8 protein-coding genes are annotated in these 13,848 nt (G+C 57.4%); 2 read left to right on the forward strand and 6 right to left on the reverse strand.

The window, feature by feature from the left end; all coding sequences use genetic code 11:
* Nucleotides 1-1,159, reverse strand: a 1,159-nt coding sequence (locus tag FZF01_RS19485; protein ID WP_223825336.1) for an acyl-CoA dehydrogenase family protein, incomplete at its 3' end; no start/stop codon positions are given.
* 358 nt (nt 1,160-1,517) lie between these two features.
* Between FZF01_RS19485 and FZF01_RS00390 the strand changes: the two genes are divergently transcribed.
* The gene (locus FZF01_RS00390) at nt 1,518-3,314 is read left to right on the forward strand and encodes an SLC13 family permease (RefSeq protein ID WP_150276131.1); all 1,797 of its coding nucleotides are present in this window, start codon (nt 1,518-1,520) and stop codon (nt 3,312-3,314) included.
* Nucleotides 3,315-3,481: 167 nt separating this feature from the next.
* Here FZF01_RS00390 and FZF01_RS00395 read toward each other — a convergent pair whose 3' ends face one another.
* Nucleotides 3,482-4,762: a bifunctional O-acetylhomoserine aminocarboxypropyltransferase/cysteine synthase gene (locus FZF01_RS00395; protein ID WP_150276132.1), complete on the reverse strand. Its 1,281-nt coding sequence runs from the start codon at nt 4,760-4,762 to the stop codon at nt 3,482-3,484.
* 161 nt (nt 4,763-4,923) lie between these two features.
* Here FZF01_RS00395 and FZF01_RS00400 point away from each other — a divergent pair, with 161 nt between their 5' ends.
* Nucleotides 4,924-5,754 carry a universal stress protein gene (locus FZF01_RS00400; RefSeq protein WP_150276133.1) on the forward strand — a complete coding sequence of 277 codons (831 nt, stop codon included), beginning with the start codon at nt 4,924-4,926 and terminating at the stop codon, nt 5,752-5,754.
* A gap of 4 nt (nt 5,755-5,758) precedes the next feature.
* Here FZF01_RS00400 and FZF01_RS00405 read toward each other — a convergent pair whose 3' ends face one another.
* The 4 genes from FZF01_RS00405 to gltB all read right to left on the reverse strand — a co-directional run bounded on the left by FZF01_RS00405 (nt 5,759) and on the right by gltB (nt 13,802).
* Nucleotides 5,759-6,529, reverse strand: coding sequence for a ParA family protein (locus tag FZF01_RS00405; RefSeq protein WP_150276134.1), 771 nt, complete (start codon nt 6,527-6,529; stop codon nt 5,759-5,761).
* 39 nt (nt 6,530-6,568) lie between these two features.
* Nucleotides 6,569-7,651, reverse strand: a complete 1,083-nt coding sequence (gene hemE, locus FZF01_RS00410; RefSeq protein WP_150276135.1) for a uroporphyrinogen decarboxylase — start codon at nt 7,649-7,651, stop codon at nt 6,569-6,571.
* Between the two features lie 177 nt (nt 7,652-7,828).
* Nucleotides 7,829-9,247 (reverse strand): FAD-dependent oxidoreductase, encoded by a 1,419-nt coding sequence (locus tag FZF01_RS00415; protein WP_150276136.1) that lies wholly within the window; start codon nt 9,245-9,247, stop codon nt 7,829-7,831.
* 106 nt (nt 9,248-9,353) lie between these two features.
* On the reverse strand, nt 9,354-13,802 hold the full coding sequence (gene gltB, locus FZF01_RS00420; protein ID WP_150276137.1) for a glutamate synthase large subunit: 4,449 nt from the start codon (nt 13,800-13,802) through the stop codon (nt 9,354-9,356).
* Nucleotides 13,803-13,848 lie beyond the last annotated feature (46 nt).

Consider the following 13,848-nt stretch of genomic DNA (forward strand, 5'->3'; position numbering starts at 1 on the left):
CTTCGGCATTCTCGCGCTCGGCTGCATCCTTGGAGTAATGCGCCTTGTCCAGCAGTTGCGCGGTGTAATAGGCCAGCGCACGATTGCCTTCGTTGAAGGCCTTCATGGTCAGCAGCATACGGCGTACATCGGGGTGTACGATGATCGGATCGGCGGGCTTGTTCGGCTCGGCCGGGCCGGAAAGGGCGCGCATCTGCAGGCGATCCTTGGCGTAGGCCAGGGCGCTCTGATAGGACGCTTCACCGTGACACAGACCCTGCATACCAGTACCCAGGCGGGCGTGGTTCATCATGGTAAACATGCAGTTGAGGCCCTTGTTGACCTCGCCGATCAGGAAGCCCTTGGCATCGTCGAAGTTCATCACGCAGGTAGCCGATGCCTTGATGCCCATCTTGTGCTCGATCGAGCCACATTTGACGCCGTTACGCTCGCCCTTCTCGCCATTGGCGTCAGGCAGGAACTTGGGAACGATGAACAACGAAATACCCTTGGTGCCTTCCGGCGCGTCGGGGAGCTTGGCCAGCACCAGGTGTACAATGTTCTCGGCAAAATCATGCTCGCCGCAGGAGATAAAGATCTTGGTGCCAGTAATCTGGTAGCTGCCATCGGCCTGGGGTACCGCGCGGGTCTTGGTCAGGCCCAGGTCGGTTCCGCACTGGGGTTCGGTCAGACACATGGAACCGGTCCACTGCCCTGGTACCAGCTTGTTCAGGTACAGCTCCTTCTGCTCCTGACTACCATGGGCACGGATAGCTGCAGCGCAGCCCTGACTCAAACCCGGATACATGCTCCAGGCGTAGTTGGCAGAACCGATCATTTCAGCCACTACAAATCCGAGGGATGCCGGCAGACCCTGACCGCCAAACTCTTCGGGTCCTGTCATCGACGCCCAGCCGTTGTCCACGAACTGCTGGTAAGCTTCCTTGAAGCCTGCAGGTGTAGTAACGACGCCGTCGTCGATATGGCAGCCTTCCTCGTCACCGGTACGGTTCAGCGGTGCGAGCACTTCACCAGCAAACTTGGCGCTTTCTTCCATCACCGCGGAAATCAGATCCGGGGTCGCTTCGGTCAACTCGAAACGCTCGTAACCGGCGCCGAAGTTGTGCAGTTCTTCCATCACGAAGCGCATGTCGCGCAACGGAGCTTTGTAATCAGGCATGGTTCAATCTCCTAAAGAAACACCTGGCATGTGCCAGGCGTCAGAATTCATACAGTCGTTTGAACACTATGCCGCCAGGCCCTGTCGGTCAAGGCAAATGCCTGCCAATTTCATTGCTTGATACAAAGCCATAAGGCGCCAGCAGAACAGCGGGAGTCCTTATGCAGACTGCTGTGCTCTGTTCGAGACGATTGACCAGCGCTGCGCCGCACTCGTCCTTACCCGCCAGGCCTCTTATTCTATAAAGCTATATAAAAATCAGTTTTCGTGCTTGGACAATCTTAGCCATCCCTCTTAATGTGGCGGCCTGAAAGGTTCCGACCCGCGGAGCCACTGTTACAAGACAAGGTTCGGGTTGATGAACTGGGATTCCCTGCCAATGATTGGCGTCGCCGTTCTGCTGTGCTGGGTTTTTTACGCCTTTGCACGGGAAAAATTCAGCCCTGATGTAGTGGTCGGTATCGCTGTGGCGGTGCTGCTGGTCAGCAGCTTACTGAGTCCTTCCGACGTCCTCGGCATCCTGTCCAACAGTGCGCCTATTACCATTGCCTGCATGTTTGTGCTTTCCGCTGCGCTGGAACGCACAGGCTGCGTCGAGGCGCTGGGCAAGTGGCTGTCGCGCATGGGTGGCGGCAGCCCGTTACGCACCCTGTTCAGCCTGATGCTGACCGCCATGGTGCTATCTACCTTTATCAACAACACACCCGTGGTTGCCATTCTAACGCCCGTCGCTGTAACGCTCGCGGCCCAGGTTGGCAGCAAGGCATCCAAGATGCTGATACCGCTGTCCTACGCGACGATCCTCGGTGGCACCATGACCATGATCGGCACATCGACAAACATTCTGGTCGACGGCGTGGCTCGAGAGCAGGGCATGGAGCCCTTCGGCATGTTTGAAATATTCCTGCCTGGCCTGATCATGTCAGCAATCGGCCTGGCATTCATCATGCTGGTCGGTCATCGACTGTTACCTGACCGCGAGAGTCTGTCAAAGCAGTTGCGCCCGGATCAAAGCAGACCCTTCATGACCGAACTGCTGGTCCCCCATGACTCCCCCGTGGTCAATCAGACCATCAGCGATGCAAAGCTCAATGGCGATACCGGCATTCAGGTTCTGAAGATTTTCCGCGGCGATGAAGAGCTCTCTACTCCGGTCAATACGACTGTGCTCAATGCCGGCGACAGGCTTGTACTGCACGCCAACATGCGCGACTTCATAGAGCTACGTCAGACCGGCCTGCTTACCTTCAATCACCAGCAGCCAGCCAATTTCGAAACCATATCCACCCGGGATGTGGTGCTGGCCGAAGCCATCGTTGGCCGTAACTCGCGCTACAGCCATCGCCCCATGCGCGATTTGAACCTGACCGCCCGCTACGGTATTCACGTACTGGCGATCCATCGACATAACGAAAACATCCAGGACAACCTGGATGATTTTCAGCTGCAGTTCGGTGACGTGATGCTGGTGGAGGGTACCCCCGCACAGATCCGCAAATTTGCCGACAACGGTGATCTGATCAGTCTGAACACCGTGCAGGAGCGTGCCTATCGCCGCGACAAGGCGCCTATCGCGATTGCTGCCGTATTGGCGGTGATGGTGCTGGCAGCACTGAAAGTGATGCCTATAGAGGGTCTGGCAATGATCGCTACCGCCGCTGTGCTGGCGACCCGATGCCTGGATACCGAAGACGCCTACAAGGCCATAGACTGGCGCATTCTGACGATTATCTTCGGTATGCTGGCGATAAGCGTCGCGATGAACAAGGTCGGGTTGGTGGATAGCGTTGTCGATCAGGTCATGCTGCTGGCACCGTTGATGGGCCCGCTTTTCATGCTGTCTTTCATCTACCTGCTGACCTCGATCCTCACCGAGATTGTCAGCAACAACGCCGTCGCGGTATTGCTGACGCCTATCGCGATGGGTGTTGCCTATCAGCTCGGCGCCGACCCGCGGCCCTTTGTGGTTGCCGTGATGTTCGCCGCCAGCGCCAGCTTCGCCACACCAATCGGCTACCAGACCAACACCTTTGTCTACAGTGCAGGGGGTTACAAGTTCACCGACTTCATGCGCATCGGGATACCGATGAACCTGATCATGTGGGCCACGGCGACGCTGGTGATACCGCTGGTCTGGCCGTTATTTCCCGGCTAACGCAGCGGCAAGCTTCAAGCTTCAAGCTTCAAGCAGTTTGAAGTGGCTTTTATAATAAAGCCCGCCAATTACCACTTGGCAGGCTGAAACCTGCTCACTATCAACCAGCTCGGACAGCTTGAAGCTTACCGCTTACCGCTTACCGCTTGCAGCTTGCGGCTTGCGGCTTAGCCCTTCTCGCTTTTCTCAAGCGCCTGCTTCAGATCCGCAAGAATGTCATCGATATGTTCAATACCGATCGACAACCGCACCATATCCCTCGGTACGCCAGCCTTGGCCAGCTCTTCGTCATCCAGTTGGCGATGGGTGGTGGTTGCCGGATGGCATGCAAGGGATTTGGTGTCACCAATATTCACCAGTCGCACGACAAGATCCAGGGCGTCGATAAAGCGCGCACCTGCCTCCTGACCGCCCTTGATGCCGAATGACAGAATCGAGGCTGGAATGCCTCCCATGTATCGCTGCGCCAGCGCGTGTTCCGGGTGGTCCGGCAGTCCGGCAAACTGCACCCAGCTGACCTGCGGATGCTGCTGCAGGTATTGCGCGACCTTCATCGCGTTTTCACAGTGACGCTCCATACGCAAGGTGAGTGTTTCCAGGCCCATCAGGATCTGGAACGCATTCATCGGCGACAGTGCTGCCCCCATGTTGCGTAACGGCACCACTCTGCAGCGGCCGATAAATGCAGCCGGGCCAAAGGCCTCGGTATACACCACGCCATGGTAGGAAGGATCGGGCGTATTCAAAAGCGGGAAACGCTCTGCGTTATCTGCCCAGGGGAAGGTTCCGCTATCGATAACCATGCCGCCCAGCGTGGTGCCATGGCCGCCGATATACTTGGTCAATGAGTGCACGACGATGTCTGCACCATGCTCGATTGGCCGGCAAAGTGCTGGCGTGGCCACTGTATTGTCGACAATCAACGGTACACCATGCCTGTGGGCCGCTTCGGCCAGAGCGGTAATGTCGATAATATTCCCCGAGGGGTTGCCCACTGACTCGCAGAAAACCGCCTTGGTCCGGGCATCAATCAGGCTTTCCAGGCTGGCTATATCGGCGTGATCACCAAAGCGAACCTCGATACCCTGACGCGGCAGGGTGTGGGCAAAAAGGTTATAGGTACCGCCGTACAGCTTGGCAACTGAAACGATGTTGTCACCGACTTCGGCCAGGGTTTGAATAGCGTAGGTGATGGCCGCCATACCGGACGCCACAGCCAGACCACCCACACCACCCTCCATCGCCGAGAGCCTCTGTTCGAGTACATCGTTGGTCGGGTTCATGATGCGCGTATAGATATTCCCGGGCACTTTGAGATCGAATAGATCAGCACCGTGCTGGGTGTTATCGAACGCGTAAGAGGTAGTCTGGTAGATCGGGACCGCTACTGCCTTGGTGGTCGGATCCGGGGAATAACCGGCGTGTACCGCGAGTGTTTCGAGCTTCATGGTTATATTTGTCCGTCGAGGGGTGTGCCGACAAGCATGCCCATGCAGCAGGTGACAGGTCAATATCGGAAACGGACCTGAGAGCAAAGCTTGCTTTCGGTCAACTAATCACACAAAACAGGAGGGCATACTGGAGCAGTAAACCTCAAGGAGTGCTTGCCGTGTCACCGATCATCGTTGCCAGCGACCTCAGCCCCGAATCCGATCTGGCCATTAGCCGGGCATGCATGCTCGCCGGCCGTCTGGGCGCACCACTCATTGCCCTGCATACGGTGGATAATCATTTATCCCTGGCCCTTCAGGACAAGGCCTGTGCCGAGGCCAGGGTCCTGCTCGAGAAACAATTCGAACGATGCCCCGGTGGCACTGCCGACGTACAGATTGTCATTCAGCGCGGTCCTGTTGCCGAGACCATCCTGCGCGCAGCGAGTGAATGTGCGGCACAGCTGCTGATACTGGGTCGGCACCATCAACGCAATCCGGAGCTATTTGTGGGCACCACACTCGAGCGAGTGAGCCGACTTTCCTCGGTACCGGTGCTGTTAGTCGCCAGTGAGAGCAGCTCTTATGACAACGGGTTGCTGGCGCTGGATTTTTCAACCTGCGCCAGTGAGGCCTTGCGTTGTGCTGCAATGCTGCTGCAAGGGGGCAAGCTACATGCACTGCACATGTGCAATCCACCGCTGGGAGCGCGGCTGGCTGGGCCGGCTGCCCGCGAAGCATTCATGGTCGAGAGACAGGAAACGTTATCGTATCTACTGGAAGATGAGATGGAGACTCTGGATCTTATTGGTACACCCAGACCCGATACTGAGCTGAAGATGCGCAGTGGAGAACTCCGCGCCTTGCTTGAACTGGAAATAGCCCAAATCCATCCCGGATTCATCGCTCTTGGCAGCCATAGCCGCAGCAGCATGGGGGAAGCATTACTGGGCAGCCTTGCGCTCGCGCTGCTGAGAGAGCCGCCCTGTGACGTGCTGGTTGCTCGCTGAGGCCCTAGCCAGCCTCGATATGGTCGTGCAACGCGATGAACTGCTGGGTCAGCTTGTGCCGGCCATCGAGAAAAATCAGCGGTGTATTGACCTGATGAGACTCGCGCATTCGCACTGAACTGGAAAGATACACAGGCAAGACAGGCAGCCCCTCGGCGATCAGTTCGTCGAGCATCTGTTGTGGCAGCGATGCCCGCGCCTGGAACTGGTTCACCACAATGCCTTCAACTTCCAGGTCCTCGTTATGCTCTTCCTTGATATCCTCCAACTCACGGAGCAGACCATAGAGCGCCTGGCGGGAAAAGCTGTCGCAATCAAAGGGGATCAAGCAGCGGTTAGAAGCGATCAGCGCGGAAATAGTATAGAAATTGAAGCTCGGCGCGGTATCGATATAAATCCGTTCGTAATTGTCTTTCAGGTCGTTGAGTAACTTGCGCAACTTCTGGATCTTGTAGCGCGACTCGAGCTTATGTTGCAGCTCACCCAGTTCCGGGCTCGCGGGCATCAGCCAGAGGTTTTCAAAGGGCGTTTCGGTGACAAACTGCTCGGCCTTCTTGTTGAACAGACTACTGGACAGCGTTTGCGCGAAGAAGTCGGCAATGGTCAGGTCAACATCTTCGAGACCGTCGCCGAGCAGGTAGTGGCTGGAATTGGCCTGAGGATCAAGATCCACGACCAATGTCTTGTACCCCGCCGCAGCACTGACTGCGGCCAGATTGCAGGCGATGCTGGATTTGCCGACACCGCCTTTCTGATTGAAAATGACTCGCCGCATAACCTTCTCCCGGTCAGTCCTGCGTATGGCTGATTTGATTCAGACTACGATAGCAGAGGGGTCGTGATAGATCGCCGACAACTCGTGCACGGCCTCGATAAACGCACCCGCATGCGCAGGATCTACTTCTGGAGTGATACCGTGACCAAGATTGAATACATGACCATTGCCCTTGCCGTAGCTCTTTAGGATGCGCGCGACTTCTTCGCGGATAGCAGCCGGCTTGGCGTACAACACCGTGGGGTCCATATTGCCCTGCAGTGCGACCTTCGAGCCCACCCGCGAGCGTGCTGCGCCCATATCGATCGTCCAGTCCAGACCCAGCGCATCGGCCCCACTATCAGCGATACTTTCCAGCCAGAGCCCGCCGTTCTTGGTGAACAGAATCACCGGTACGCGGCGCCCGTCATGCTCGCGGATCAGGCCAGATACAATCTTGCGCATATAGGCCAGGGAAAACTTCTGATAGGCATCAGCCGACAGGTTGCCACCCCAGGTATCAAAAATCTGCACTGCCTGGGCGCCGGCCATGATCTGACCGTTGAGATAAGAGGTTACCGATTGGGCCAGTTTGTCGAGCAATTGATGCATGGCTTCAGGCTGGTCGTACAACATGGCCTTAGTCTTGCGAAAATCCTTCGAAGATCCGCCCTCGACCATATAGGTAGCCAGCGTCCAGGGGCTGCCGGAAAAGCCGATGAGCGGCACGCGACCATTGAGTTCGCTGCGAATGGTGCGCACGGCATTCATCACGTAGCCCAGATCCTGTTCCGGATCAGGCACCTTCAGTGCCTCAACATCGGCCGGGGTATCGATACGCTTGCGAAAGCGTGGGCCTTCGCCTGTCTCAAAATACAGTCCGAGCCCCATCGCATCCGGAATAGTCAGAATGTCGGAAAACAGGATCGCCGCATCCAGCGGGTAGCGCTCCAGCGGTTGCAATGTCACCTCGCAGGCTCGCTCGGGATTCATGCACAGCCCCATGAAGTCACCCGCCCGACTGCGCGCTTCGCGGTACTCGGGAAGATAGCGCCCGGCCTGGCGCATCATCCAAACCGGAGTCACATCAACAGGCTCGCGCATCAGGGCGCGCAGGAAACGGTCATTTTTCAGTTGGGGCATGTAGTAGCATCCAATAGCGGAATCAGCCGCCATTGTACCGGGAAATCGGCAGAAAGATCAGCGCTGGCCGGCCAAACCTCAGGGCATGTTGCCACATGTCATGTTTTCTAGAGCGCGACCACTGTCACAGGCATAAAAAAGGCGCCCGAAGGCGCCCTGTATTTCACGCTGGCGCGATCAGAGATCGAGATACTCGAGAATTCCCTCTGCAGCCTGACGACCTTCCCATATCGCAGTCACTACCAGATCGGACCCACGAACCATGTCGCCACCGGCAAAGATCTTCGGGTTACTGGTCTGGAACCGATACTGCGCCTGCTCGACTGCAACCACTCGACCCTGACTGTCGGTATCCACACTCTTGTCGGCAAACCAGTCCGCAGGACTGGGACGAAAACCGAAGGCGATAATAACCGCGTCGGCCTGCAGGATCTCTTCCGAGCCGGGAATAGGTTCGGGGCTGCGACGACCGCGGGCATCGGGCTCACCGAGACGGGTCTCGACCACCTTTACGCCTTCAACGCGATCTTCACCAACAATCGCAATCGGCTGGCGGTTAAAGAGGAATTTCACGCCTTCATCCTTGGCGTTCTTTACTTCCTTGCGCGAGCCGGGCATGTTTTCTTCATCACGACGATAGGCACAGTGTACCGACTTGGCGCCCTGGCGAATCGACGTACGATTACAATCCATCGCGGTATCACCACCCCCCAGCACAACCACCCGCTTGCCTTTGAGGTTGATGAAATCAGCTTCGGACTTCTCGAATCCGAGGTTGCGGTTGACGTTGGCGATAAGAAAATCCAGAGCATCGTATACACCCGGCAGATCTTCACCCGGGAAGCCACCTTTCATGTAGGTGTAGGTGCCCATACCCATGAATACCGCATCGAACTCTCCTAGCAGTTCGTCAATAGTCACGTCCTTGCCAATCTCGGTATTCAGGCGGAACTCAATACCCATGCCCTCGAATATCTCGCGACGGCGTGACATGACCATTTTTTCGAGCTTGAACTCGGGGATACCGAAAGTCAGCAGACCGCCGATCTCGGGGTTACGGTCGAACACCACCGGACTAACGCCGGCACGCGCCAGCACATCGGCACAGCCAAGGCCTGCGGGGCCGGCACCAATGATGGCAACACGCTTGCCCGTAGGCACTACCTGGGACAGATCTGGTCGCCAGCCCATCGCAAAGGCGGTATCGGTGATGTATTTCTCCACCGAGCCGATGGTTACGGCACCGAAGCCGTCATTCAGGGTGCAGGCACCTTCACAGAGGCGGTCCTGGGGGCAGACCCGTCCGCACACCTCAGGCAGCGTGTTGGTCTGATGACACAGCTCGGCAGCTTCGAGAATATTGCCTTCCGAGACCAGCTTGAGCCAGTTGGGAATATAGTTGTGTACCGGACACTTCCACTCGCAGTATGGGTTACCGCACTCCAGGCAACGGTGCGATTGATCGCCCGCCTGCTCTGGCTTGAACTGTTCGTTGATTTCGACGAACTGGGTTTTGCGCATACGCAGCGGACGCTTCTGCGGGTCCTTGCGGCCCACATCGATAAACTGGAAGTCGTTGTTCAAACGGTCAGCCATAAAAAACCTCTTAGCAGCAGCGGTGCTCCAACGGAGCACGGCCGCAAACATTCACCTTGGGCTCAGACCCGCTCAAACACCGCGAGCCTGATGCCAGACAGCCGCTTTATTGCGGATTGGCTCGGGTGCTGCTCAACAAGGCACCCAGACTGGCCGCCTTGGGCTTGACCAGCCAGAAGCGCCGTATGTAATTGTCCAGGTTGTCCAGAACCTCGGCACCCCACGCACTCCCAGTCTCGGCTACGTATTCGTTCAGAACCATGGTCAGGTGACTGCGGTAGGACTCCATGGATTCGCTGGAAATCCGATGCAGCTCCACCAGCTCGTGGTTCAGTTTGTCGAAGAAGCTGTTGTCCTGGTCAAGTACAAAGGCAAAGCCACCGGTCATGCCTGCACCGAAGTTGTGACCGGTATGGCCCAGCACACAAACCATCCCGCCGGTCATGTACTCACAGCAATGGTCGCCGGCACCCTCGATAACCGCGTGACAACCGGAGTTACGCACGGCAAAACGCTCACCGGCACTGCCCGCGGCGAACAGCTTGCCGCCAGTGGCGCCGTAGAGGCAGGTATTGCCGATGATCGCCGTCTCTTCCGAGCGGAACGGGCTGCCCTTGGGCGGCACTACTACCAGCTTGCCCCCTGTCATACCCTTGCCCACATAGTCGTTGGCATCACCTTCTAGGTACATATGCAGTCCGCCGGCGTTCCAGACGCCGAAACTCTGACCTGCGGTACCCTTGAAACGATAGGTGATCGGCGCCTTGACCATGCCCTGGTTGCCATGTACCCGGGCGATTTCGCCAGATACCCGCGCACCGATAGAACGGTCGCAGTTGGTCAGCTTCATCTCGAACTCGCCACCAGTCAGCCCGTCAATGCAGGAACGCGCCAATTCGACCATCTTCTCCGCAGTCAGGCCCTTGTCAAAGGGCTCGTTGCGTGGCGATTCACAGTACTGAGGCTTGTCAGCAGGTACATCCTTGCTGAACAGCAGTGGCTCGAGGTCCAGGTTCTGCTGCTTGCTGGTGTTACCCGGCAGAATTTCCAGCAGGTCGGTCCGCCCGATCAGATCCTGCAAGCGTGTAACACCCAGCTTCGCCATCCACTCCCGGGTCTCGGTCGCGACATAAGTGAAGAAATTCATCACCATTTCCACGGTACCGATGTAATGGTTGTCACGCAGGTGCTTGTTCTGCGTTGCAATACCGGTAGCGCAGTTGTTCAGGTGGCAGATCCGCAGATACTTGCAACCCAGGGCAATCATCGGCGCTGTGCCGAAACCGAAGCTCTCGGCACCGAGTATCGCTGCCTTGATTACGTCCAGACCCGTTTTCAGGCCACCGTCAGTCTGTACCCGGACCTTGCCACGCAAATCGTTACCGCGCAGAGTCTGATGCGCTTCAGACAGGCCCAGTTCCCAGGGCGACCCTGCATAGCGGATGGATGTCAGTGGCGAGGCACCGGTACCGCCGTCATACCCGGAAATCGTGATGAGATCAGCATAAGCCTTGGCAACGCCGGCAGCGATGGTGCCTACCCCGGGCTCGGATACCAGCTTGACTGATACCAGGGCCTGGGGGTTGACCTGCTTGAGGTCGAAGATCAACTGCGAAAGATCCTCGATCGAGTAGATGTCGTGGTGCGGCGGCGGCGAGATCAGCGTTACGCCGGGCACTGCATAGCGCAGGCGGGCAATCAGCTCATTGACCTTGCCGCCAGGCAACTGACCACCCTCTCCCGGCTTGGCGCCCTGGGCCACCTTGATCTGCAGCACATCGGCATTGACCAGGTATTCGGGGGTAACACCAAACCGGCCAGAGGCGATCTGCTTGATCTTGGAGCTGCGTGAGGTGCCATAACGGGCAGGATCTTCACCACCCTCACCCGAGTTCGAGCGGGCGCCCAGACGGTTCATCGCTTCAGCAATGGCTTCGTGGGCCTCCGGCGACAATGCACCCAGCGAGATACCCGCTGAATCGAAACGTTTGAAGATGCTCTCGAGCGGCTCGACCTGGTCGAGATCAATCGGCGTCTGATCGTCACGCAGGCGCAGGAGGTCACGCAGGGACGCTACCGGACGGCTATTTACCAGCCCTGCATATTCCAGATACTTGTCGTAGCTGTCGCCCTGAACCGCATCCTGCAATGCCCTCACCACATCAGGATTGTAGGCATGGTACTCACCGCCGAAGATGAACTTCAACAGGCCGCCCTGCTGTATAGCCTTGCGTGGATTCCAGGCTTCCTTGGCCAGCAGCCCCTGCTCCATCTGCAGGTCACTGAAGCGCGCACCCTGAATCCGGCTGACCACCCCGCGGAAGCAGACGTCGACTACCTCATCAGCCAGACCGATTGCTTCAAACAGCTGAGCACCGCGATAGGAGACGATAGTGGAGATACCCATCTTCGACAGGATCTTCAACAGCCCCTTGGAAATACCCTTGCGGTAGCTCTTGAAGACCTCGTACAGATCACCAATGACTTCGCCGGTACGGATCAGGTCGCCAAGCACTTCGTAAGCCAGGTACGGATAGACCGCAGTAGCACCGAAGCCAATCAGCACTGCATAGTGGTGCGGGTCGCGGGCGGTAGCCGTTTCGACCAGAATATTACAGTCGCAACGCAGTCCCACTTCAATCAGGTGGTGGTGCACGGCGCCCACGGCGAGGGCCGCGTGTACCGGCAGCTTGCCTTCTTCAATATAGCGGTCGCTGAGCACGAGCAGGGTCTTGCCCTCGCGTACGGCGGCCTCAGCCTGTAGTGCTATGTCCTTGACCGCGTCGGCCAGGGGCATGTCGGCTGGCACATTAAGCTCGATACGCTGAACGGCAAAACCCGGGCGTTCGAGATTCATCAATGTGCGCCATTTGGCAGGCGACATGACCGGGCTGCTCAGGATGGCGCGGTTGGCGTGCTCGGCAGTCTCTTCGAACACATTGCGCTCGGCGCCAACACAGGTTTCCAGCGACATCACGATGGCTTCCCGCAGCGGATCGATTGCCGGATTGGTTACCTGGGCAAACTGCTGGCGGAAGTAGTCGTAAACCGAACGTACACGGGTCGACAGCACTGCCATCGGCGTATCGTCACCCATGGAGCCAACTGCTTCCTGGCCATTTTCGGCCAATGGACGAAGCACCTGGTCCCGCTCTTCGAAGGTGACCTGGAACATTTTCATGTACTGCTTGAGCTGTTCCGGGCTGAGAAAATCCGAGCCATGATCGCGATCGTTCATCGTGGCCTGGATACGTAGTGCGTTTTCCTTCAGCCACTTGCGATAAGGATGACGGGACTTCAGTCGACCTTCGACGTCATCCGTGTGCAGCACTTCACCAGTCTCGGTATCAACCGCGAGAATCTGGCCCGGGCCCACCCGGCCCTTGCTAATCACGTCTTCGGGCTGGTAATTCCAGACACCGATCTCCGAGGCCAGGGTAATGTAGCCGTTCTTGGTAACCACGTAACGGGCAGGACGCAGGCCGTTACGGTCAAGCAGGCACACGGCGTAGCGGCCTTCGGTCAACACGATACCGGCCGGGCCATCCCAGGCTTCCATGTGCATCGAGTTGAATTCGTAGAATGCCTTCAAATCAGCATCCATGGTCTCAACGTTCTGCCAGGCTGGCGGCACCACCATACGGATCGCACGGAACAGATCCATACCACCGGCAAGCAGAAGCTCGAGCATGTTGTCCATGCTGGAGGAATCCGAGCCAGTCACGTTGACGATGGGCGAAATGCTCTCAAGGTCAGGTAACAGCTCATTGGTAAACTTGTTGCGGCGAGCGTGGGCCCAATTGCGGTTGGCGGTAATGGTGTTGATCTCACCATTGTGGGCAACCAGCCGGAACGGCTGAGCAAGCGGCCATTTGGGCAGTGTGTTGGTGGAAAAACGCTGGTGGAACACGCTAATAGCGGTTTCCATACGTTGATCGCTCAGATCTGGATAGAAGCGGCCCAAATCAGCCGGCATCATCAAACCTTTATAGGAGATGACCTTGTGCGACAGGCTGCAGACGTAGAAATCCGGGGCCGCCTGCATGGCAATCTCGGCCTTGCGTCGTGCGTAAAAGAGTTTGATGCCGAACTGCTGTTCGTCGAGGCCTTCGCCAGAGACAAACACCTGCTCGATTCGCGGCATGCTGCTCAGAGCCAGCGGCCCGAGGACACTGCTGTCTACCGGCACTTCACGCCAGCCCAGCGATACCAGACCCTCGCCTTGGAGCGCTGCATCAAAGGCCGAATGGGCTGCCTCTGTAGCGGCCTGATCAGCACCCATGAAGACCATGCCAACGGCATATTGTTCAGGCAGGGCGACGCCAATCGATTCCTGGGCTACGTCGCGCAGGAATCGGTCCGGTTTCTGAATGAGCAGACCACAGCCGTCACCGGTCTTGCCGTCAGCGTTGATGCCGCCACGGTGTGTCATGCACGTCAGGGCTTCAATTGCCGTCAGTAACAAGTGGTGGCTCGGCTCTCCCTGCATATGGGCGATAAGACCAAAACCACAGTTATCCTTGAACTGATCAGGCTGATATAAACCTGCTTTCATAGGCACACTCTCAAATGCTATTGAATTCAGACGCTTACGAGACTCA

This window comes from Halopseudomonas salina, from assembly GCF_008641105.1.